The following is an 18,670-nucleotide window of genomic DNA, read 5'->3' on the forward strand; positions in this document are numbered from 1 at the left end:
CTCGTATTGCGTATCCGCAAAACCAACAATACCGGCTTCCCGCCGGTGGGGATTTGCGATGAGAGCGAATGGCAACTGATACACGCGAAAAGCAATCCGTCCGGCCCTTGAGGGCCATATCGCGGCGCGACCTCGCCAGCCTTGCCCGCAGCTATTGCCCCAACAGTGGCAACACCTCCTACCTGATCGCCGAAGCAGCACCCGACAGTTCCACCGGCATGGCCCGGATCCTCGTTTCCAACTGGAGCTTCGACACAATCGAAGATGTCGGGATGACGGCCATATCCCGGCTTATCGAAAGCTCTGCTTCCACCTTTCCCGGCCTCACCTCACGCCCCTGGCACCCGGCTGCACTTGCCGCCCTTCTCTCCTGCGAAGACATTGCCAATCTGAGCCTTCATGATCATCAGGAAATCTTCCTCCTCAAACTGCCAGCGGGAAAGAAGCGCTACATCGCGCTGATTTCCGGGGATCGGCCAGGCGCTCTCGATCCGGCGGACCTGCGGCGCATGCACATCAATCTGTGCCACCACCTTTCAGGCTTCAGAACAAAGACCAATGCGCTCGGCGAACCCTTATCGGAACGCGAGCGCGAGTGCCTTTACTGGGTCTCCGAAGGCAAGACCGCGGATGAGGTCTCTCTCATCCTCAACGTGTCTTCCAACACGGTAAACAGCTATGTCGCCCATGCGATTCACAAGCTGGCAGCAAAAAACCGAGCCATGGCCATCGCAACGGCCATTCGCAACGGGCTAATCTAGAACGGCAGATCAATGACGCTTTCGGACATCGCACAGGAGCTGCAAAAGCTCACCGAAAGCACCGGTGCCGACCGGTTCCATCTCTATACGGTCAAGGGCCTCACAAGACAGCGACTGTCCCCCGCCCTCACCGGTAGAAGCCCGCAGACAGATGATGAAGCGCAGGAACTCGCCGGTCGATTACCAAAGCGTTTCTGCAAGAAAATCGCCGAGGCCTTTCACCCCTTTCACTGGGGCATCGCCATGCCCGGTGACGACACCGGCATGCACAGCGAGGAAATCCCGCCTGCGCATGAGGCCGGCGGGCTTGTCCTGCCGCTCACCACAGAGCAGAGACACCTTGGCGCGGTCATCATGGTCGGTCAGAACATCCAGATCGAGCGCGACGCGCTGCTCGACCTGCACAGCCGGTGCAACGCGCTTTTTGCACAGATCATGGAGCAGGATCCGCTCCCCGAGGACAGCGAAGGCGCGTCGATCTCCAAACGCGAGCTGCAGTGCCTGAAGCTCACCGCCAACGGGCTGACCAGCGAAGAAATCGCCAAACGCCTCGGCCTGTCGGTGCACACTGCAAACCAGTATCTCGCAAACACCACGCAGAAGCTGGATGCGGTCAACCGCGTTCACGCGGTCGCCAAGGCGCTCCGCAACGGCCTGATCGACTGAAGAAGGCTAACCGTTGATCAGCGGTCGCTCGCTACGCACGATCCGCGAAGCCTGCAGCGCATCGGCCAGGTAGCGCGAATTCACTTCCGGGTCTTCGGCCGGATCATCAAAGGCCACGTAATTGACCTCGACAGCCGCATTGTCGTCGCTCAGTTCGAGCGTGAAATAGACGGTCACGCCACCCGGGCGCAGTTCCAGATCGAGCGAAATTTGCGGGCTTCCGCTCCACGAAACACGCGCATCGCAGCCATGGCCCAACCGTAATGTGCCCGGCATGAAATAGAGTTCGGCAGCGGACTCCACGATATCCGCAACACTCGCCAGGCTCTCAAGCCTGATGAACGCGATGTAGTCGGCAACATCGACAAGACGCAATTCGTTCGCCACCGCGCGAATGGCATTGGCGACTATGATTTCGCGAGCAGGCGAATGCGGCTGCTTATCCATAATATAATCCTGCTGACTACGGTTTATCGCCAGTTCTGTAGATGCGGCGGATCAGCTCCGCGACAGCCTTGTAGAACTGTGATGGAATCAAACTATCAACCGAAACTTGTTTGTACATGGATCGGGCGAGCAGTGGCTCTTCGAAGACGGGGATGTTATGATTCGTCGCTATCTCCCTGATTTTCAGCGCAATGAGGTCCTGCCCCTTCGCAACCACGACGGGCGCTGCGTCCTCGTCACGGCGATATCGAAGGGCAATTGCAAAGTGCGTCGGGTTCGCGATCACAAGCGTGGCCTGCGGCACGGCCGACATCATGCGCTGGCGTGCGCGGTCGCGGGCGAGTGAGCGCAGGCGAGCCTTGACGATCGGATCGCCCTCCACCTGCTTGTGCTCATCCTTCACTTCCTGCTTGGTCATGCGCAGGTCGACACGCCACTGATGGCGGGACCAGAACAGATCGGCCACCGCGATCACCGCCACCACGAGCGTGACAACCACGAGGCTTTCCACAGCAATGTCGCGAATGACCGTGCTGAACTCGACCGGATTGGTGATCATCCCGGCAAGCAGGCGGGTCTCCGCCTCACGCATCGCAAATATCAGGAACCCGCCCGCCACAAGGATCTTGCCAAGGGATTTGGCGAATTCGACCATGCCCTTGACGCCGAAGATGCGGCTCCAGCCTTCCTTGAGCGAGATGCGCGAGACCTTCGGCTTGATGCGGTCGAGCACGAAACGGGGCGTGTTTTGCAACACTGAAGCTGAAATGCCGGCGGCCACCAGAAGCAGCATCACGACGCCGACCACCTTGGCGATCTCGAAGAACACCAGCTGATAGATCGCCATCGCATCCGAGCGGGTTTCGAGCGCCCAGCCATCGGCCCGTTCAAGGAAGGTCGACAGGAAGCTGCTCAGCCGCACCGCGCTGTCCTGAGCGAAGAAGATCGTAAAAGTAAGGATCGCCAGAAAGGACGCGAAAACAGGCACCTCCTTCGAGAAAGGCAATTGTCCCTTCTCGACGGAGTCACGGATTTTCTTCTCCGTGGCCTCTTCTGTTTTGCTTTCCTTGTCAGCGCCTTCCGCCATCAGACCCTTCGCTCAAACGCATTCAGACCAGACCGGCCGCCCGGAACGCCTTGTCAGGCGCGACCCGGACAGGCCTTGCGAAAAGCGTCAGGCGGCGGCCTGCTGCTGCATTCCGGGCAGTTCGAAACTGCCCTGCTGCGAAAGCTGAACCGCCATCGCGGAAATGCGCTTGCGGGCCTGATGGATCTCCGTCTCAGGCACATCCTCGGAACCGACACTGAGTTCCGCCTCGATCATGCGCCGCGTGCGCTGGCCAAGAGCGGAAAGAACCGCCTCCACCGCATCGGGCGAAGCATTGCGCAGCGCGGTCGTGACAAGATCGCTCGAAAGACCGTCGAACAGGGCGACGCGCGCCTTCTGGTCGAGAAGAACGATCTCCTCGAAGCTGAAGAGCTGCGAACGGATGGCTTTCACATCGCTCGTGCCGCTGCGCTCCAGCTCGTGGATGACCTCGTCGGCCTGTTCCTTGTCGAGTTCGTTGAGCAGCGAAGCCACGCGCGCCAGACCCACGGTGGAATCCTTGCCGGCGCGCATGTCGCGCAGCAGATCGGCCATGCGGTTCTCGATCAGCTTCTTGGCCGCCGCCGGCATGTCGCCGGTGGCCGCCATGCGCGCCACAACGGCGGTGCGCAGCGCCTTTTCCAGGCTCACCAGAACCTTGGCCGCAATCGCCGGCGAAATACCGCTCAGAATGGCGGCGATCACCTGCGGATGCTCGCTCGAAACCAGCTCGATCAGCTCTTCGGATTTCAGCTTTTCCAGCTCGGCCCAGATTTCCTCGGCCTCGCCGGCCTTCGGGTCGTTGCGTCCCATGAGGAGGTTCATCTCCTCCTCGGAAAGCGTCTCGGTCAGAATGGTGTCAATGCTGTCGGCAGAATCCAGCAGGCCGGCGCCTTCGGTAAACTCGGCCTCGAATTCGCCGACCACCTTTTCCAGCTCCGCCTGCGGAATGGTCCGCAACAGGCGTGCGCCTTCCATCAGCGCCTTGAGCTCATCCTGCTTGAAGAATTTGAGCAGGCGGCCCGCTGCGGGCTTGCCCATAGCCACCAGAATGGTGGCCGCTTTCTGCGCCTGTGTCAGAGCCAGAGCTTCCGTCATGACCAATCCGACCTTTCTCTTCGCAATCCAGTTTACTGGGCAGAAGCCCTGCCGGCAATTTCCGTAAGCTTCACGCCAAAGCGAGAAGGATCATCCTCGACCAGCGTGATCTCGCCGCGCGCGATGCGCCGGCCGTTCACCACGATCTCCACCGGCTCGCCGACACGACGGTTCAGCGAAACCGTCGATCCCTTCTTGAGCGCCATCAGCTGGGAAACAGGCATTTCCGCACTGCCCAGAACGATCTGCACCTCGACCGGAATGCTCATCACCAGTTCGGGATTGCTCGCAAAAGACCCGGCTTCGCCGCTGGTGCCCGACGTTTCCTCGTGGAGAACGTCCTTCAGCTCCTCAATGGCCTTGTTGAGCTCTTCCTCGCCGTTTTCCTGCGGCTCAGGCTCGGCATTGGTCATAGTCATTCTCCTTCACCGCGTTCCCGGCGCATCATTGCGCCAGAAGACCTTCGACGACGTCCTTGCGGGCATCGAAGGGTTGTTTGATCCGCACCGTGTAGTGATGTCCGGCCTTGCCGAAATCACAGGTGAACACCGTCTTGTCGCGCACCGCCAGCCGCGCCTCGGGCTGCGCGCCGTCACCGAACTCAATGACCTGGCCTTCGTGCAGCGAGGCAAGCTCGCCGAGCGCCATGCGCATCAGCGGGATGGTCGCGCGAATGCGCACATTGGAGCGCATCACTTCATCGCTGAAACGATTATGCCAGTCGGCCGCCTTCGCATTCTGCTGGCGCTGGTCGCTGCCTTCCAGCTCCCGCGCTTCCAGAAGCAGGCGCTGCGGCATCCAGGCCGTAAGAACGCCGCCGCTTTCCTCACCGCCGATAGCGAAGCGCATCCGCACGCCCGGCCCGTCGCGAACGACGAAACGGCGGAAATCCGCTCCCGATTGAACGGTCGGCAGCAAAAGGCGCAGGCCAAGCGAGCGAGCGCCCTTGCCATTGAGAGCCTTGGCGAAAATATCAAATGTCAGCGCCGCCACATCGCGCTCAATCGCCGATGGCGGGCGCTGCAGCGGAACAGCCGGCAGTTCCGGATTGCCGCCAAACATCGTCCCCACGAGAATGGAGATGGCCGTCGGGTCAAGACGCATGGTCAGCGCATCGCCCGAAACTTCGCCGGCGATGACCGCGAGCGCGTCGCAGCAATCTTCCTTCGGCTTCAATTCCGCCAGTCGAACGATCTCCACATCGATCAGCTCAACCTTCACCGCTGCGGGGAGTTTTTCTTCCAGAGCGTCCATCACGCGCGTCAGGGCGCGGGTCGCACAGGAGCCCGCTGCTTCCGACACGCGGCGCGGATCGCCGGTGGCTCCCACCAGACGCTCCACGACGAGCGCACGCATCAGTTCTGGATCTTCGGTCAGCGCCATGGTCGGTTGTTGCTCCGTTGACGATCGCGCATCACGCGGCCTGCTTGTCACCGGCCCCGCCGGTATTCATCGTGCTCTGCTCCACCGCATCGATGGTCGGCCGGTCATGGGCCGAAATGGTCTTGCGGCCGAACTCCAGCGCCACCTGCGGCAGCGAGCCGTTCATGTAGGCAAGCAGCGTCTGCTTCACGATCACGTAAAGCCGGTTCTTCTTCTCACGCACGATCTTGATCTTGGTGGCGATCGGACCGACCACCGCATAGGACATGAAAATGCCGAGGAAGGTGCCGACGAGCGCCGCGCCAACCAGGCCACCCAGAATTTCAGGCGACTCGTTGATGGCGCCCATGGCCTTGATGACGCCCAGCACCGCCGCAACGATGCCCAGCGCCGGCAGACCTTCGGCCACCGCAACGAGCGCATTGTAGGATTTCAGCTTGTCGCGGCGGATGGTCTGGATTTCCTCATCCATCAGCGCCTCGATCTCGAACGGACGGGCATTGCCGATGATGATGATGCGGCAGTAATCGCAGATGAAGCTGGTCAGATCCTTGTTCGCCAGCACCGTCGGGTAGGACTGGAAGATCGCCGATTCCTCGGGATTGTCGATATGCGCTTCCACTTCGCTGCGCGACTTGGTGCGCAGTTCCCGCATCAGGCTGTGAAGAACGCCCAGCGTCTCCAGGTAGTCTTTTTCCTTGGGAACCGAGCCCTTCAGGGCTTCGACACAGGCTTTGCCGGCGTCCTTGACCGTCGACATCGGATTGGCGACCAGAAACGTTCCGAAAGCCGCGCCGCAGATGATCACGACTTCCCAGGGCTGGAGAAGCACGTCCACATGGCCGCCCATCGCCATGTAGCCGCCAATCACGCAGCCGAGCGTTACCACGAGTCCGACAAGAATACCCATCTATACCGCCATCTTTTACAGGCCTTTTCTCCTGTGTACCCGCCGTGGCTTGCGTGAGGCTTGAATCCCGGAACGGCGTGCGGAAAGCCTCGCGCAAGATACGCAGACTAATTTGGCGCAACCGAAGATGGCGGAGGGTGCGCCTTGATCAACACGTTCACGAGCTACAACCTGATCAACCGCGACTTGTCGCGCTCGCTGGAGCGCGTCCAGTCCCAGCCAATGGTGCAGCGCGAAACGGAATATTATCAGCAGAACATCGGCCGGGTGACCTCCATCGAGGAATTCGTCAATGATGACCGCCTGTTCCGCTACGCCATGAAGGCGCACGGTCTGGAAGACATGGCCTATGCCAAGGCTTTCATGGTGAAGGTGCTTGAAGAAGGCATCAGCGACCCGGAAAGCTTCGCCAACAAGCTGACCGACAAGCGCTATATCGAGTTCGCCCGCACCTATAATTTTGCCGCCGGCGGCCCCGACACCACGAATTACAATCCGGCCCAGAAGGGCACCGTCGACAAATATCTCACGCGCGCCATCAAGAATGGCGTCCCGCCAAACGACCCGACGCTGATCGCCAGCCTCAACAACTATCTGGCGAAGATCCCCGACATCAAATCGGTCGACGATCTGATGGGCGATCAGGAGATGCTGACCTTCGCGCTCATGGCGCATGGCTTCGATGTCGAGGAGGTGATCGACCTCCGCTTCCTGCGCTCGGTGCTCGAAGGCGGGATCGACGATCCGCAAAGCCCGGCCAACCAGACCGAAGACAAACGCTACAGGGCACTGGCCGAAGCGTTCAACTTCGCCCGCTATGGCGAGGACGCGACGACCTACAACATCGCCAACAATCTGGCCGTCGAGCGCTATATGCGCCAGACGCTCGAAGAGGATGCCGGCAAGGAAAACGAGGGCGTGCGGCTTGCGCTCTATTTCCAGCGCAAGGCCCCCGAATTCCGCTCCTACTACGAATTGCTGGCCGACAAGGCCATCGCGCAGGTGGTGCGCACCGCGCTCGGCTTCCCCCCTGCGCTGGCGCAGGCCGACATCGACAAGCAGGTCGAGATGATCAAGGAGCGCGTCGAGATCGCGGACTTCAAGGATCCCGAGAAGCTTGAGGATTTCCTGAAGCGTTTCACCACCATGTGGGAGCTGGAAAACCCCTCCGGCTCGCAGCAGACCTCCATCGCCGCGCTGTTCAGCCAGCCGGCGGAGTTCGGCATTTCCACCGACATGCTTTTCACCATTGCGCAGTTAAAGAGGTAGCAGACCAGATGCAGACCGGACTTTACGTCGCTCTTTCTTCTCAGGTCGCACTGGAAAAGCGCCTTGGAACACTGGCCGACAACGTCGCCAATGCCGGCACGGTGGGCTTTCGCGGCACATCGGTGAACTTCCGGGATCTGGTGAGCGGCGACGGGCCGGATTCCGTCTCTTTCGCCGCACCCGGCTCCCCCAACATCGACACCCATCAAGGGGGCCTGCGCGAAACCAAGAACCCGTTCGATTTCGCGGTACAGGGGGAAGCGTGGTTTGGGCTCGAAACACCGGCGGGAACCGTCGTCACGCGCGATGGCCGCTTCACCATGCGCGAGACGGGCGAACTGGTCAGCCTCGACGGGCACCCGGTGCTTGATGCCGGCGGCGCGCCGCTGCTGCTCGATCCGCTGGCCGGCCCGCCGGAAGCCAGCGCCGATGGCACACTGCGCCAGAATGGCCAGCTTGTCGGCGCCATCGGCCTCTATGAGTTCGCCCCCTCGCAAAACTACGCCCGCTTCGGCAATTCCGGCTTCGTTGCCGATGACGCACAGCCCGTTGTCGATCAGCCCGGCGTCGGCGTGGCGCAGGGCTTTGTGGAAGAAGCCAACGTCAATCCCGTGCAGCAGATGATGAACCTCATCGAAGTGCAGCGCACCTTCGAGCACGTGTCGGCGCTCATGAGCGATAGCGACACCGCGCTCAAGGACGCCATCAAGCTTCTGGGTGGGTGAGCATCACCGTGACAGAACTGCCCTCCTCCGCAACGCCGCCACGGGAAACCGTGCTGACCGCCCTGGAAGAAGCCTATCGGCGGATTGCAGGCGATGCGCGTTTTCTCGTCAGCCATGGCGGCCGGGTGAGCGAGGTCTCGCCCAGCCATTACAGCGTGCGCGGCCTGTCGGAAACGGCAAGGCTTGGCGATCTCGTGTCGCGTCGCGGCCGCAATGGCGGCGCTGCGGGTGCGGGCGAAGTCGTGCGGATTGCCCGCGACGGCGTGGTGGTTGCGCCTTATGAACGGGCCGGTGAAGTCGGGCTCGGCGAAGCGGTCTTCAATCGCGGACCGCTCAGCCTCGCCCCCGGCCCCTCATGGCGTGGCCGCGTGGTTGATGCGCTCGGACGCCCCGCAGATGGCGGCCCTGCGCCCGCCGGTGGACCGCTCACCACGGGCCAGGCCCCCGTCACACCGCCCGCCATGCAGCGCCAGCGGGTTTCGGAAGGTTTCCGCACCGGCGTGCGCGTGATCGACATTTTCACACCGCTCTGCCACGGGCAGCGGCTCGGCGTTTTCGCCGGTTCCGGCGTCGGCAAATCGACGCTTCTTTCCATGCTGGCGAATGCCGACGCATTCGACACCGTGGTGATCGCGCTCGTTGGCGAGCGTGGCCGCGAAGTGCGCGAGTTCCTCGAAGACACGATTGGCCCGCAGGGCATGGCGAAATCCGTGGCAGTGGTCGCCACCAGCGACGAAAGCGCCATGATGCGCCGCCGTGCGCCGGACACGGCCATGAGCATCGCCGAATATTTCCGCGACCGTGGCGACCGGGTTCTGCTCATCGTGGATTCCATCACGCGCTTTGCCCACGCCCTGCGCGAGGTCTCCATCGGAGCCGGCGAACCGCCGGTCGCGCGCGGCTACCCGGCCTCGGTCTTCACCGAACTCCCCCGCCTTCTGGAACGCGCCGGCCCCGGCGAGACGGGAAGCGGCTCCATCACCGCCATCCTGTCGGTGCTGGTCGATGGCGACGATCACAATGACCCGGTGGCCGATGCAGTGCGCGGCATTCTCGACGGTCACGTGGTGCTCGACCGCGCGATTGCCGAACAGGGGCGCTTTCCACCCGTCAATCCGCTGGCCTCGATCTCGCGTCTTGCGGACCGGGCCTGGACCCCGGACGAAAAGCGCCTCGTCACGCGGCTGCGCGCCATGATCGCCCGCTTCGAGGACACACGAGACATCCGCCTGCTCGGCGCTTATCAGCCCGGTCATGACCCCGAGCTCGATCAGGCCGTGCGGCAGATCCCGCTCATCTACGACGCCCTCACGCAGTCGCCGAACGATCAACGCTCCGCCGATCCCTTCACGGATCTGGCGATGAAACTGAAAGCCGGGGAGCCGGTACAATGACAATCAGACTGGCAAGTCTCGAACTTCCGGACGGGCGGCGAACGGAGCCCAACCCGACCGCAGCAGACCCCGCGCCCGAGCCCCCGCAGGCGGCAAAGGCAGCGCCACGGCGCAGGTCCGGTTTCCTGCCCCGGCGCATACCAAAGCCGGGCATGCTGCACACGCCGAGCAGCAGCCGCAGCGACTGGATGATCATGCTGGGCGGGATCGGCCTCGCCGCCGTCTGCGCCATGTTCCCCTGGTACATCTTCTTCAATCAGGAACAGTTCGGCGTGCGCCCGATGACCTTTGCCGGACGTCCCACGCCGGAAGGCCCATCGCGCGACGCCCTGCCCGCGCTCATTGGCGCGCGTCTGCCCACCAACATGATCCCGCTGCCGCAGGTGGATTACACCGCCACCGGCACCGTGGACCGTGGACCGGCGGCGGTGCTCGAGGATCAGCCCTTCCCCGGAGACGAGCCGGGCTTTCGCCTGGTTCACGTGGTCGGCGGCCGCGCCATGATCGAAGACGAAGATGGCTACTGGATGCTCCAGCGCGGTTCGCGCCTGCCCGATGGCAGCCGCATCTCCCGTATCCAGTGGAAGAATGGCCACTGGGAAGTGATCACCTCACGCGAACTCGTCATCACGCTTTCCGCCGACGCCGGCAACGGCACGTAAGGCCCGCACAAGACTGGCTGCCTAAAGTGCCGGAAGACATGTTCGCATAGACCGAGAGACTTGCCAGATGCAGCCCGTCAATCTGTTCGACCTCGCCACACAGCAGGCCAAATGGCTGTCCGTGCGTCAGACGACGGTGGCCAGCAACGTCGCCAACATCAACACGGCCGGCTACAAGGCGCTGGAAGTGGAGCCGTTCGAAAACGTTCTGAACGGCACGCGGGTGGCGCTCCGGAACACCAATCCGAACCATCTGCAGTTTGGCGCAACGAATGCCTCCTTCTCCGTGACCAGCAAGGATGACCCGGCAGTCCTGCCATCGGAAAACACGGTGAACATGGAAGACGAGCTGTCCAATGCCGGCGAGGTGCGCCGCTCGTTCGAGCTCAACACCGCCATCGTCAAGGCGTTTCACCGCATGCTCATGACCACGTCGAGGGGGTAAATCTTGGATCCGCTTTCCGCTTCCCTGAAAGTCGCCGCATCCGGCCTGCAGGCGCAGTCCGAACGCATGCAGGTGGTTTCGGAAAACCTGGCGAACGCCAAGTCCACCAGCGACGTCCCCGGGGGCGATCCCTATCGCCGCAAGACGATAAGCTTCGTCGCGGAACTCGACCGCAATATCGGCGGCAGCGTCGTCGAGGTCGGCTCGGTCGCCCGCGACCCGTCCGATTTCACGCTGCAGTTCGACCCCGGCCATGAGGCGGCGGACGAGCGCGGCTACGTGAAAATGCCGAATGTGAACGTGCTGATCGAAATGGCCGACATGCGCGAGGCCAATCGCGGTTACGAAGCGAACCTGCAGGTGATCAAGCAGGCGCGCGAACTCATTTCCATGACCATTGATTTGATGCGGAGCCAGTCATGATCCCTCCAGTCGGCAGCATTGCCCCTTCGACCCTGACCGAGACCACGGGCCTTCAGCCCACCCGCCAGATGCCCGCATCCGAAACCGGCGAGGCTTTCTCCGCCATGCTCGGCGAGGCGGCGGCCAGCACGGTTGCCAAGCTCAACCATGCCGAAGGCGTTTCGCTCAAGGCCCTGCAGGGCGAGGCCGACACCCGCGAAGTGGTGGATGCCGTGATGAGCGCCGAACAGGCGCTGCAGGCCTCCATCGCCGTGCGCGACAAGCTCGTCACCGCCTATCTCGACATCAGCCGCATGGCCATCTGAGGAGCCTGATCCATGAAAGCCCTTTCGATCGCCGCAACCGGCATGAGCGCCCAGCAGCTCAACCTCGAAGTCATCGCGAACAACATCGCCAATATCAACACGACGGGCTTCAAGCGCGCCCGCGCCGAGTTCTCGGATCTGCTTTATCAGACCGAGCGCATGCAGGGCGTGCCGAGCCGCGCCAATCAGGCCATCGTGCCGGAAGGCGCGAATGTCGGTCTTGGCGTGAAGGCCGCAGCCGTGCGCAACCTCCACATTCAGGGCCCGATGAACAACACGGGCAACAAGCTCGACGTGGCGCTGGTCGGCAAGGGCTGGTTCGAGATCGAAGGCACCGATGGCGAGCCACTCTACACACGCGCCGGCTCCTTCAACACCAATGCCACCGGCCAGCTCGTGACCACGCAGGGCTACAACGTCAACCCGGCCATCATCGTGCCGGAGGACGCCATCGAGATCGTGATCAACAAGACCGGCCAGGTCTTCGCCCGTCTCGACGGACAGGCCGACCTTCAGGATCTCGGTCAGCTCACGCTTGCCAATTTCGCCAATGAAGCGGGTCTCGATCCGATCGGCGACAATCTCTTCCGTGAAACGCCGGCTTCCGGCGAGGCCATTCAGGGCGTGCCGGGCGATCCGGGCTTCGCCGTCATCGAACAGGGCTATCTCGAAGGCTCCAACGTGGACCCGGTGAAGGAAATCACCGAGCTGATCTCCGCGCAGCGCGCCTATGAGATGAATTCCAAGGTCATCCGCGCGGCCGATGAAATGGCCGCAACCGTCACCCAGTCGATCCGGTAGGTTCGCATGATACGGCACAACCCCATCCCCGCGCTTTTCCTCGCACTGGCAAGCCTCTTCGCCACGGGCCTTTCGGCTGTGGCGCAGGAGCAGGCGGTTGTGTCCACCCGCGTCATCTATCCCGGCGAGACGATCTCCGTCGATGCGCTCAACGAGGTGATGCTGCGCCGCCCGCCGCGCGGCAACACCGCCGTTGCCCGCATGCTGGAAGACATTGACGGCAAGGTCGCCCGGCGCACCCTGCTGCCGGGCCGGCTCATTCCCATCAGCTATGTCCGTGAGGCCTATCTGGTGGAAACGGGCAGCCCCGTCACCGTCACCTTCAATGAAGGCGCGCTCTCCATCTCGCTGCGCGCCGTGCCGCTTGAGCACGGGGCAGCCGGTGACATGATCCGCCTGCGCAATATCGAAAGCGGCCGCACCTTCACCGGTGTGGTCCTCGCTGACGGAACCGTCGAGGTCGGCGCCATATGATTTCCCGTCTCCTTTTCGCAGTGATGATGAGCGTCACGCTGGCCCTCCCGGCCGGCGCGGCTTCGCGCATCAAGGACATCGCCGTCTTGCAGGCCGCGCGCGACAACCAGCTTGTCGGCTACGGTCTGGTTATCGGCCTTCAGGGCAGCGGCGACAGCCTGCGCAACTCGCCCTTCACCGAACAGTCCATGCGCGCCATGCTCGAAAATCTCGGCATCGCGTCCGAAGGCGTGCGCTCGCGCGCCAAGAACGTCGCCGCCGTCATCATCACGGCAAACCTGCCGCCCTTCGTTCAGTCGGGCGCACGCATCGACGTCAACGTCTCTTCGCTGGGCGACGCCACATCGCTTGCCGGCGGCACGCTGGTCATGACGCCGCTGCGCGCTGCCGATGGCGAGATCTACGCCGTGGCGCAGGGCTCCGTCATCGTTTCCGGCTTCAATGCGCAGGGCCAGGCCGAAACGCTGACCCAGGGCGTGCCCACATCCGGACGCGTGCCCAGCGGCGCAATCATCGAGCGCAAGGTCGAGGCCTCCATGTCCGACAGCGCAACGCTGGTGCTTCAGCTGCGCAATGCCGATTTCTCGACCGCCGTGCGTGTTGCCGACGCCATCAACTCCTACACCGGCCCGCGTTTCGGCGCGCAACTCGCCAAGGAAGAAGACGCGCGCACCATCCGCATTCGCCGGCCCAAGGGCGTTTCCTACGCCCGTTTCTACGCCGAGATCGAAAACCTGATGGTCGAATCCGACGGACCGGCCCGCGTCGTGGTGGATGAGCGCAGCGGCACCGTGGTCATCGGCAATGATGTGCGCATCTCCCGCGTCGCCATCAGCCATGGCGCGCTCACCGTGCGCATCACAGAAACGCCGCGCGTGGTTCAGCCCGAACCCTTCTCGCGCGGGCAGACGGCTGTCGAGCCGTTCACCGAAATCGAAGCCACCCAGCCCGACGCCAGAGTGGCGGTGCTGGACGGCCCCAACCTGCAAACCCTCGTTTCCGGCCTCAACCGGCTGGGCGTGAAGCCCGATGGCATCATCGCCATTCTTCAGGGCATCAAGTCCGCCGGCGCGTTGCAGGCCGAACTCGTGCTGCAATAGGTGCGCCGCATGTCTCGCAGGAACCCATTGAAGAAAATCGCAACGGGCGCTTTCGCCGGCGTTCTCCTTGCCGCGCAGCTTGCGCCGCTGCACGCGCTGGCAGCAGAAAATCCCGCCACCATGAAGCCCGCCGAAGTGGAACGCTTCTGCGCCAACATCGCCGATGCGGCGCGCGATCGCCGTTACGCCCTTCAGGCCATGGAGCTGGAAAAGCTCAAGGGCGAGGTGGACGAACGCATCGCGGCTCTTGAGCAGAAGCGGGCCGACTACGAAGGCTGGCTCCAGCGCCGCAACATCTTTCTGGCGCAGGCCGAGGCAGGCATTGTCGAGATCTATTCGTCCATGCGGCCCGACGCCGCCGCAGAACGACTGGCGGAAGTGCGCGTCGAACTCGCCGCCGCCATCCTGATGAAGCTCGAGCCACGCACGGCCGGCATCATCCTCAATGAAATGAACAGCAAGTCCGCAGCGACGCTGACGACCATCATCGCCAGCGCCGCGCGGCCGGAGGACCCGTCATGACGTTCCGGCCCCTACTGATTCTGCCGCTGGCGCTGGTCGCCGGCTGCTCGCAGTCGATGAAGGAAATCGGCAAGGAACCGGCCATGACCCAGGTCGGCGCGACCATCGACCCGGAAGTCATGGCCGCCTACAATTATCCAAAACGCCCGGCCCCGGCCCTCACCCGCTATTCGCTGTGGGACGACAAGCAGAGCCGGCTCTTCACCGATGCCCGCGCGCTCAATGTGGGCGACATCCTGACGGTCGAAATCTCGATCAACGACAAGGCGCGTTTCAAGAATGAGTCGGAGCGCTCCCGCGACGCCTCGCGCAGCCTTGGCCTGTCCGGCTCCTATTCGGTGGGCGGTGCCGGTTCTTCGGCAGCAGCCGAAGGCCAGATCGGTTCGGGCACCTCCACCACCGGCGGCGGCCAGACGGAGCGCTCGGAAAACATCCGCCTGCTCGTTGCAGCCGTCGTCACGCAGGTTCTGTCCAACGGCAATCTGCGCATCCGCGGCACGCAGGAAGTGCGCGTCAACGCGGAACTGCGCATCCTCACCATTGAGGGCATCGTGCGGCCGAGCGACATCAACCCGCAGAACATGATCTCTTACGAACGCATCGCCGAAGCGCGCATCTCCTATGGCGGGCGCGGACGGATCAGCGAGGTTCAGCAGCCGCCCTACGGCCAGCAGTTCCTCGATCAGGTGCTTCCCTTCTAACCCGCCGCTGGAGCCTCAACACGCATGGCGCTGCTCGAACAACAACCACCGGAAAGCAAGGGACCATCCCTCGTCCTCCAGCTGGCCATCCTGCTGGTCATGTCGGCGCTTGCCGGTGGCGCTGCCTGGTTCGCCGGCAGCTATCTGGAAAGCAGGACCGCCATCGAGGAAAGCGGCACGGCGGAAAGTGAAGACGCAGCGCACGGCAATGCCGGCAGCGAACAGGCTGCCGTTCCCGGTCCCGTTGGCGTCTACACGATCGAGCCAATCACCACCAATCTCGCCGAGCCCAGCGAAATCTGGGTGCGCGCGGAAATGGCGCTGGTCTTCGAGGGCGAACCCGACCCGGTTATTGCAGAGGCCGTCCATCAGGATCTCTTTGCCTATCTGCGCACGATCAAGCTGCGCCAGGTGGAAACAGCCAGCGGCTTCCAGCATCTGCGCTCCGATCTGGAAGAACGCGCCAGAGTTCGCAGCGACGGCGCCGTCAAGCAGATCCTCTTCAGGGCGCTGTTGTTCGAATGAAACGTTTATTCCTGACCCTTGCCGCCGTGCTTGCGCCCTCCGCAGCGGCGGCGCAGTCCATCGATCTTGGCGCGCTGACCGGCGCGGACGGATCGACCATCGGCACGATCATCCAGCTTTTCGGCCTGTTGACGGTTCTCTCTGTCGCGCCCGGCATCCTGATCATGGTCACAAGCTTCACCCGCTTTGTGATTGCCTTCTCGATCCTGCGCGCCGGCATGGGCCTGCCGACCACACCGGCCAACCTGATCCTGATCAGCCTTTCGCTGTTCATGACCTTCTACGTGATGGCCCCCACATTCGACCGGGCCTGGGCGGACGGCATCCGGCCGTTGATGAACAACGAGATCAGCGAACATGACGCGGTGCAGCGCATCACGGAGCCGTTCCGTGGCTTCATGGTCAACAATGTGCGCGAGAAGGATTTCGCCCTCTTTGCCGACCTCGCCGCAGAACGCGGCAATGCCGACATCGACGTCACGGTCGAAAGCGCCGATCTGCGTGTGCTGGTGCCTGCCTTCATGATCTCTGAAATCCGGCGCGGTTTCGAGATCGGTTTTCTGATCGTTCTGCCATTCCTGGTCATCGATCTGATCGTCGCAACCATCACCATGTCGATGGGCATGATGATGCTGCCGCCGACCGTCGTCTCGCTGCCGTTCAAGATACTTTTCTTCGTGCTGATAGACGGGTGGAACCTGCTCGTGGGCAGTCTCGTCCGGTCATTTGTTTAGGGCTTTGATCCGGCAATGCAGGGCGGCGTGATCCGCCCTGCCTGAAAAGCCGACAAAAATTTTCCAGACTCTTCCAAATTAACTTTCCCGGTTATCCTTTTGGTAGGAAATCGCCGCCATAAATGCTCGTGCATGGCGGACAGATCCTGCAACGGGATCAAGGGCATGATGCCACTCCGTCAAACCGGTCAGCCCGGTATGTCCCTCGTTTATTTTGTATTTCAGGGGCGTTTATCCCATGTCTAGTCTTATGACCAATGCGTCGGCAATGACCGCGCTGCAGACCCTCAACACCATCTCCAAGAACATGGCCACCACCCAGTCCCGCATTTCGACGGGCCTGCGCGTTGGTGAAGCTGCCGACAACGCAGCTTACTGGTCGATCGCGACTTCGATGAAGTCCGACAACAAGGCCCTGTCCAGCGTTCAGGATGCTCTGGGTCTCGGCGCCGGTAAAGTCGACACGGCTTACACGGGCATCAACGAAGTCATCGACACCGTCGACAAGATCAAGCAGAAGCTTGTCACGGCACGCGGCGCTTCGCAGGAAGACCAGCAGAAGATCCAGGGCGAAATCAATTCGCTTCAGGAGCACATCACGTCGGTCGTCGGCAACTCCAACTATGCCGGCTCCAACATCATCCAGGACAACGCCGATGTTAACATCGTCGCTTCCTACAACCGCACCGGCACGACCGTCTCCATCGACGAAGTCACGCTGACGGGCGCCGAAGTTCTGGTGCTCGATGCAGCCGGCACCGCCGGTACTGCAGCAAACGTTGTTGCAACCGCTCTGTTCGACGCTTCCGGCGGCCAGGTTGCCGACGCGGCAGTCGACACGGCTCTTGGCACCGTCGAGACGGCTCTTGCCGCCCTCGCCGACCAGGCAGCAGAGCTCGGCGCAGCCAAGTCGCGCGTCGATCTGCAGAAAGACTTCGTTGGCAAACTCTCCGACGCCATCGAGCGCGGTGTTGGCCAGCTGGTCGATGCAGACATGAACGAAGAGTCGGCCCGTCTGTCGGCCCTGCAGGTTCAGCAGCAGCTGGGCATTCAGGCGCTGTCGATCGCCAACTCCAACTCGCAGAACATCCTTTCGCTGTTCCGCTAATGGATTGATCCCGGTGCTCAGGCACCGGTATCTTTCACAAGACCCGCGGGCCGTTCGCAAGAACGGCCCGTTTTTTATTGGCCTCATCCATAACAGTTAACCTGCGTTAACAGCCTGTTAACCATGTGTGCCTACCTATTGTTAACCATACCCGGCGTCATCGCATGGCGCTGATCGGGGGCGGCTGAACAAAGGGGTGATCACGTGGCCAGCATCATGACCAACACATCTGCAATGGTTGCATTGCAGAGCCTGAAAATGACCAACAAGTCCATGGACGTGGTTCAGGGCCGCATTTCCACCGGTTATCGCGTCGCCGAGGCGAGCGACAACGCCGCCTACTGGTCGATTGCAACGACCATGCGCTCCGACAACAAGGCGTTATCCGCCGTGCAGGACGCACTCGGTCTGGGCGCGGGCAAGGTCGACACCTCTTACACCGCCATGAACAACGTGCTGGAAGCCGTCGACGCCATCAAGTCGAAGCTGGTCACCGCACGCGGCGCAAGCGCCGAGAACCAGGGCAAGATCCAGGCCGAAATCAGCATCCTGCTTGACCACATCAAGAGCGCCGCCACGGGCGCAAGCTATGCCGGCACCAACATTCTGGCGACCGACGACACCGGCGACATGGAAGTGGTTTCCGCCTACAACCGCTCCTCCGCAGGCGCTGTCACCGTTGGCACCATCAAGATCGACATCGGCAGCGTCAAGCTGTTCGCTGCCGGCGGCGCCGCCGGTGGCCTGGCTGACGACATCATGCTGATCGACATCGTCGCCAACGGCACGGACGCCCAGATTGACGGTTACCTGACCGACATCGAAACCGCCCTGTCGGCAATGTCCAATGCCGCAGCCGATCTCGGCGCGGCGAAGACCCGTCTCGACCTGCAGAAAGACTTCGTCTCCAACCTGATGGATTCCATCGAGCGCGGCGTCGGACAGCTTGTCGATGCCGACATGAACGAGGAATCCACGCGCCTGCAGGCCCTTCAGGTTCAGCAGCAGCTCGGCATTCAGGCCCTGTCGATCGCCAACCAGAACGCCCAGAGCATTCTCGCGCTGTTCAAGTAAGACACCGCACCGCACATCCCGGTATTCTTTCCAATGGGGCCGCGAAACGGCCCCAT

General features: G+C 62.4%; 24 protein-coding genes. 18 read left to right on the plus strand and 6 right to left on the minus strand.

Annotation, left to right across the window (positions count from 1 at the left end; all coding sequences use genetic code 11):
- Positions 1-68 precede the first annotated feature (68 nt).
- On the plus strand, positions 69-761 hold the full coding sequence (locus JYP46_RS07795) for a helix-turn-helix transcriptional regulator (RefSeq protein ID WP_113152856.1): 693 nt from the start codon (positions 69-71) through the stop codon (positions 759-761).
- A gap of 12 nt (positions 762-773) precedes the next feature.
- Positions 774-1,427 carry a response regulator transcription factor gene (locus tag JYP46_RS22225; protein WP_206547779.1) on the plus strand — a complete coding sequence of 218 codons (654 nt, stop codon included), beginning with the start codon at positions 774-776 and terminating at the stop codon, positions 1,425-1,427.
- A 6-nt stretch (positions 1,428-1,433) separates the two neighbouring features.
- On the opposite strand, the gene JYP46_RS07805 is transcribed toward JYP46_RS22225, so the two are convergent.
- From JYP46_RS07805 to motA, 6 genes are all read right to left on the minus strand, one after another.
- Entirely contained in the window at positions 1,434-1,874 is a 441-nt protein-coding gene (locus tag JYP46_RS07805) for a hypothetical protein (RefSeq protein WP_113152858.1), read from the minus strand.
- Between the two features lie 16 nt (positions 1,875-1,890).
- Positions 1,891-2,961, minus strand: a complete 1,071-nt coding sequence (flhB, locus tag JYP46_RS07810) for a flagellar biosynthesis protein FlhB (RefSeq protein WP_206544139.1) — start codon at positions 2,959-2,961, stop codon at positions 1,891-1,893.
- 87 nt (positions 2,962-3,048) lie between these two features.
- Positions 3,049-4,059 (minus strand): FliG C-terminal domain-containing protein, encoded by a 1,011-nt coding sequence (locus JYP46_RS07815; protein WP_113152860.1) that lies wholly within the window; start codon positions 4,057-4,059, stop codon positions 3,049-3,051.
- Positions 4,060-4,091: 32 nt separating this feature from the next.
- On the minus strand, positions 4,092-4,478 hold the full coding sequence (gene fliN, locus JYP46_RS07820; RefSeq protein WP_222473998.1) for a flagellar motor switch protein FliN: 387 nt from the start codon (positions 4,476-4,478) through the stop codon (positions 4,092-4,094).
- Between the two features lie 25 nt (positions 4,479-4,503).
- On the minus strand, positions 4,504-5,442 hold the full coding sequence (locus JYP46_RS07825) for a FliM/FliN family flagellar motor switch protein (protein ID WP_206547780.1): 939 nt from the start codon (positions 5,440-5,442) through the stop codon (positions 4,504-4,506).
- A gap of 31 nt (positions 5,443-5,473) precedes the next feature.
- On the minus strand, positions 5,474-6,352 hold the full coding sequence (gene motA / locus JYP46_RS07830; protein WP_113152863.1) for a flagellar motor stator protein MotA: 879 nt from the start codon (positions 6,350-6,352) through the stop codon (positions 5,474-5,476).
- A 144-nt stretch (positions 6,353-6,496) separates the two neighbouring features.
- Between motA and JYP46_RS07835 the strand changes: the two genes are divergently transcribed.
- The 16 genes from JYP46_RS07835 (at position 6,497) to JYP46_RS07910 (ending at position 18,614) form a co-directional block, all read left to right on the plus strand.
- A complete protein-coding gene (locus JYP46_RS07835) occupies positions 6,497-7,621 on the plus strand; it encodes a DUF1217 domain-containing protein (protein WP_113152864.1) in 1,125 nt (374 codons plus the stop codon).
- An 8-nt stretch (positions 7,622-7,629) separates the two neighbouring features.
- Positions 7,630-8,346: a flagellar basal-body rod protein FlgF gene (flgF, locus tag JYP46_RS07840; protein ID WP_206544141.1), complete on the plus strand. Its 717-nt coding sequence runs from the start codon at positions 7,630-7,632 to the stop codon at positions 8,344-8,346.
- Between the two features lie 8 nt (positions 8,347-8,354).
- Positions 8,355-9,740 carry a flagellar protein export ATPase FliI gene (gene fliI / locus JYP46_RS07845; protein WP_222473997.1) on the plus strand — a complete coding sequence of 462 codons (1,386 nt, stop codon included), beginning with the start codon at positions 8,355-8,357 and terminating at the stop codon, positions 9,738-9,740.
- A complete protein-coding gene (locus JYP46_RS07850) occupies positions 9,737-10,402 on the plus strand; it encodes a hypothetical protein (protein WP_206547782.1) in 666 nt (221 codons plus the stop codon). Before fliI ends, JYP46_RS07850 begins: the two co-directional genes overlap by 4 nt.
- A gap of 67 nt (positions 10,403-10,469) precedes the next feature.
- Entirely contained in the window at positions 10,470-10,847 is a 378-nt protein-coding gene (gene flgB, locus JYP46_RS07855; protein ID WP_113152868.1) for a flagellar basal body rod protein FlgB, read from the plus strand.
- A gap of 3 nt (positions 10,848-10,850) precedes the next feature.
- Complete coding sequence (flgC, locus tag JYP46_RS07860; protein ID WP_113152869.1) at positions 10,851-11,270, plus strand: flagellar basal body rod protein FlgC; 420 nt, start codon at positions 10,851-10,853, stop codon at positions 11,268-11,270.
- Entirely contained in the window at positions 11,267-11,575 is a 309-nt protein-coding gene (gene fliE / locus JYP46_RS07865) for a flagellar hook-basal body complex protein FliE (RefSeq protein WP_206544144.1), read from the plus strand. The genes flgC and fliE overlap by 4 nt, the downstream gene beginning before the upstream one ends.
- Positions 11,576-11,587: 12 nt before the next feature.
- The gene (gene flgG / locus JYP46_RS07870; RefSeq protein WP_113152871.1) at positions 11,588-12,376 is read left to right on the plus strand and encodes a flagellar basal-body rod protein FlgG; all 789 of its coding nucleotides are present in this window, start codon (positions 11,588-11,590) and stop codon (positions 12,374-12,376) included.
- Positions 12,377-12,382: 6 nt separating this feature from the next.
- Entirely contained in the window at positions 12,383-12,850 is a 468-nt protein-coding gene (gene flgA / locus JYP46_RS07875; protein WP_113152872.1) for a flagellar basal body P-ring formation chaperone FlgA, read from the plus strand.
- 23 nt (positions 12,851-12,873) lie between these two features.
- Positions 12,874-13,950: a flagellar basal body P-ring protein FlgI gene (locus tag JYP46_RS07880; protein WP_244974854.1), complete on the plus strand. Its 1,077-nt coding sequence runs from the start codon at positions 12,874-12,876 to the stop codon at positions 13,948-13,950.
- A gap of 9 nt (positions 13,951-13,959) precedes the next feature.
- Positions 13,960-14,472: a MotE family protein gene (locus tag JYP46_RS07885; RefSeq protein ID WP_206547783.1), complete on the plus strand. Its 513-nt coding sequence runs from the start codon at positions 13,960-13,962 to the stop codon at positions 14,470-14,472.
- Complete coding sequence (gene flgH / locus JYP46_RS07890) at positions 14,469-15,173, plus strand: flagellar basal body L-ring protein FlgH (protein ID WP_113152875.1); 705 nt, start codon at positions 14,469-14,471, stop codon at positions 15,171-15,173. The genes JYP46_RS07885 and flgH overlap by 4 nt, the downstream gene beginning before the upstream one ends.
- 24 nt (positions 15,174-15,197) lie before the next feature.
- Positions 15,198-15,698, plus strand: coding sequence for a flagellar basal body-associated FliL family protein (locus tag JYP46_RS07895; protein WP_206547784.1), 501 nt, complete (start codon positions 15,198-15,200; stop codon positions 15,696-15,698).
- The gene (gene fliP / locus JYP46_RS07900; RefSeq protein WP_206547785.1) at positions 15,695-16,432 is read left to right on the plus strand and encodes a flagellar type III secretion system pore protein FliP; all 738 of its coding nucleotides are present in this window, start codon (positions 15,695-15,697) and stop codon (positions 16,430-16,432) included. Before JYP46_RS07895 ends, fliP begins: the two co-directional genes overlap by 4 nt.
- Positions 16,433-16,670: 238 nt before the next feature.
- Positions 16,671-17,540, plus strand: coding sequence for a flagellin N-terminal helical domain-containing protein (locus tag JYP46_RS07905; RefSeq protein ID WP_206544146.1), 870 nt, complete (start codon positions 16,671-16,673; stop codon positions 17,538-17,540).
- 204 nt (positions 17,541-17,744) lie between these two features.
- Positions 17,745-18,614 (plus strand): flagellin N-terminal helical domain-containing protein, encoded by an 870-nt coding sequence (locus JYP46_RS07910; RefSeq protein WP_206544147.1) that lies wholly within the window; start codon positions 17,745-17,747, stop codon positions 18,612-18,614.
- Positions 18,615-18,670: the final 56 nt, after the last annotated feature.

The organism is Nitratireductor aquimarinus, from assembly GCF_017255295.1.
Lineage (GTDB): Bacteria > Pseudomonadota > Alphaproteobacteria > Rhizobiales > Rhizobiaceae > Nitratireductor > Nitratireductor aquimarinus.

Excerpts from the sequence above, each read along its gene's own strand:
- JYP46_RS07885 (WP_206547783.1), top strand. The coding sequence starts at position 13,960 with ATGTCTCGCAGGAACCCATTGAAGAAAATCGCAACGGGCGCTTTCGCC.
- JYP46_RS07795 (WP_113152856.1), top strand. The coding sequence starts at position 69 with ATGGCAACTGATACACGCGAAAAGCAATCCGTCCGGCCCTTGAGGGCC.
- flgA (WP_113152872.1), top strand. The coding sequence starts at position 12,383 with ATGATACGGCACAACCCCATCCCCGCGCTTTTCCTCGCACTGGCAAGC.
- JYP46_RS07825 (WP_206547780.1), bottom strand. The coding sequence starts at position 5,442 with ATGGCGCTGACCGAAGATCCAGAACTGATGCGTGCGCTCGTCGTGGAG.
- JYP46_RS07880 (WP_244974854.1), top strand. The coding sequence starts at position 12,874 with ATGATGAGCGTCACGCTGGCCCTCCCGGCCGGCGCGGCTTCGCGCATC.
- fliN (WP_222473998.1), bottom strand. The coding sequence starts at position 4,478 with ATGACTATGACCAATGCCGAGCCTGAGCCGCAGGAAAACGGCGAGGAA.
- flgF (WP_206544141.1), top strand. The coding sequence starts at position 7,630 with ATGCAGACCGGACTTTACGTCGCTCTTTCTTCTCAGGTCGCACTGGAA.
- motA (WP_113152863.1), bottom strand. The coding sequence starts at position 6,352 with ATGGGTATTCTTGTCGGACTCGTGGTAACGCTCGGCTGCGTGATTGGC.
- JYP46_RS07905 (WP_206544146.1), top strand. The coding sequence starts at position 16,671 with ATGTCTAGTCTTATGACCAATGCGTCGGCAATGACCGCGCTGCAGACC.
- fliE (WP_206544144.1), top strand. The coding sequence starts at position 11,267 with ATGATCCCTCCAGTCGGCAGCATTGCCCCTTCGACCCTGACCGAGACC.
- flgB (WP_113152868.1), top strand. The coding sequence starts at position 10,470 with ATGCAGCCCGTCAATCTGTTCGACCTCGCCACACAGCAGGCCAAATGG.
- JYP46_RS07815 (WP_113152860.1), bottom strand. The coding sequence starts at position 4,059 with ATGACGGAAGCTCTGGCTCTGACACAGGCGCAGAAAGCGGCCACCATT.
- JYP46_RS07895 (WP_206547784.1), top strand. The coding sequence starts at position 15,198 with ATGGCGCTGCTCGAACAACAACCACCGGAAAGCAAGGGACCATCCCTC.
- JYP46_RS07805 (WP_113152858.1), bottom strand. The coding sequence starts at position 1,874 with ATGGATAAGCAGCCGCATTCGCCTGCTCGCGAAATCATAGTCGCCAAT.
- flhB (WP_206544139.1), bottom strand. The coding sequence starts at position 2,961 with ATGGCGGAAGGCGCTGACAAGGAAAGCAAAACAGAAGAGGCCACGGAG.
- JYP46_RS22225 (WP_206547779.1), top strand. The coding sequence starts at position 774 with ATGACGCTTTCGGACATCGCACAGGAGCTGCAAAAGCTCACCGAAAGC.
- fliP (WP_206547785.1), top strand. The coding sequence starts at position 15,695 with ATGAAACGTTTATTCCTGACCCTTGCCGCCGTGCTTGCGCCCTCCGCA.
- flgH (WP_113152875.1), top strand. The coding sequence starts at position 14,469 with ATGACGTTCCGGCCCCTACTGATTCTGCCGCTGGCGCTGGTCGCCGGC.
- JYP46_RS07850 (WP_206547782.1), top strand. The coding sequence starts at position 9,737 with ATGACAATCAGACTGGCAAGTCTCGAACTTCCGGACGGGCGGCGAACG.
- flgG (WP_113152871.1), top strand. The coding sequence starts at position 11,588 with ATGAAAGCCCTTTCGATCGCCGCAACCGGCATGAGCGCCCAGCAGCTC.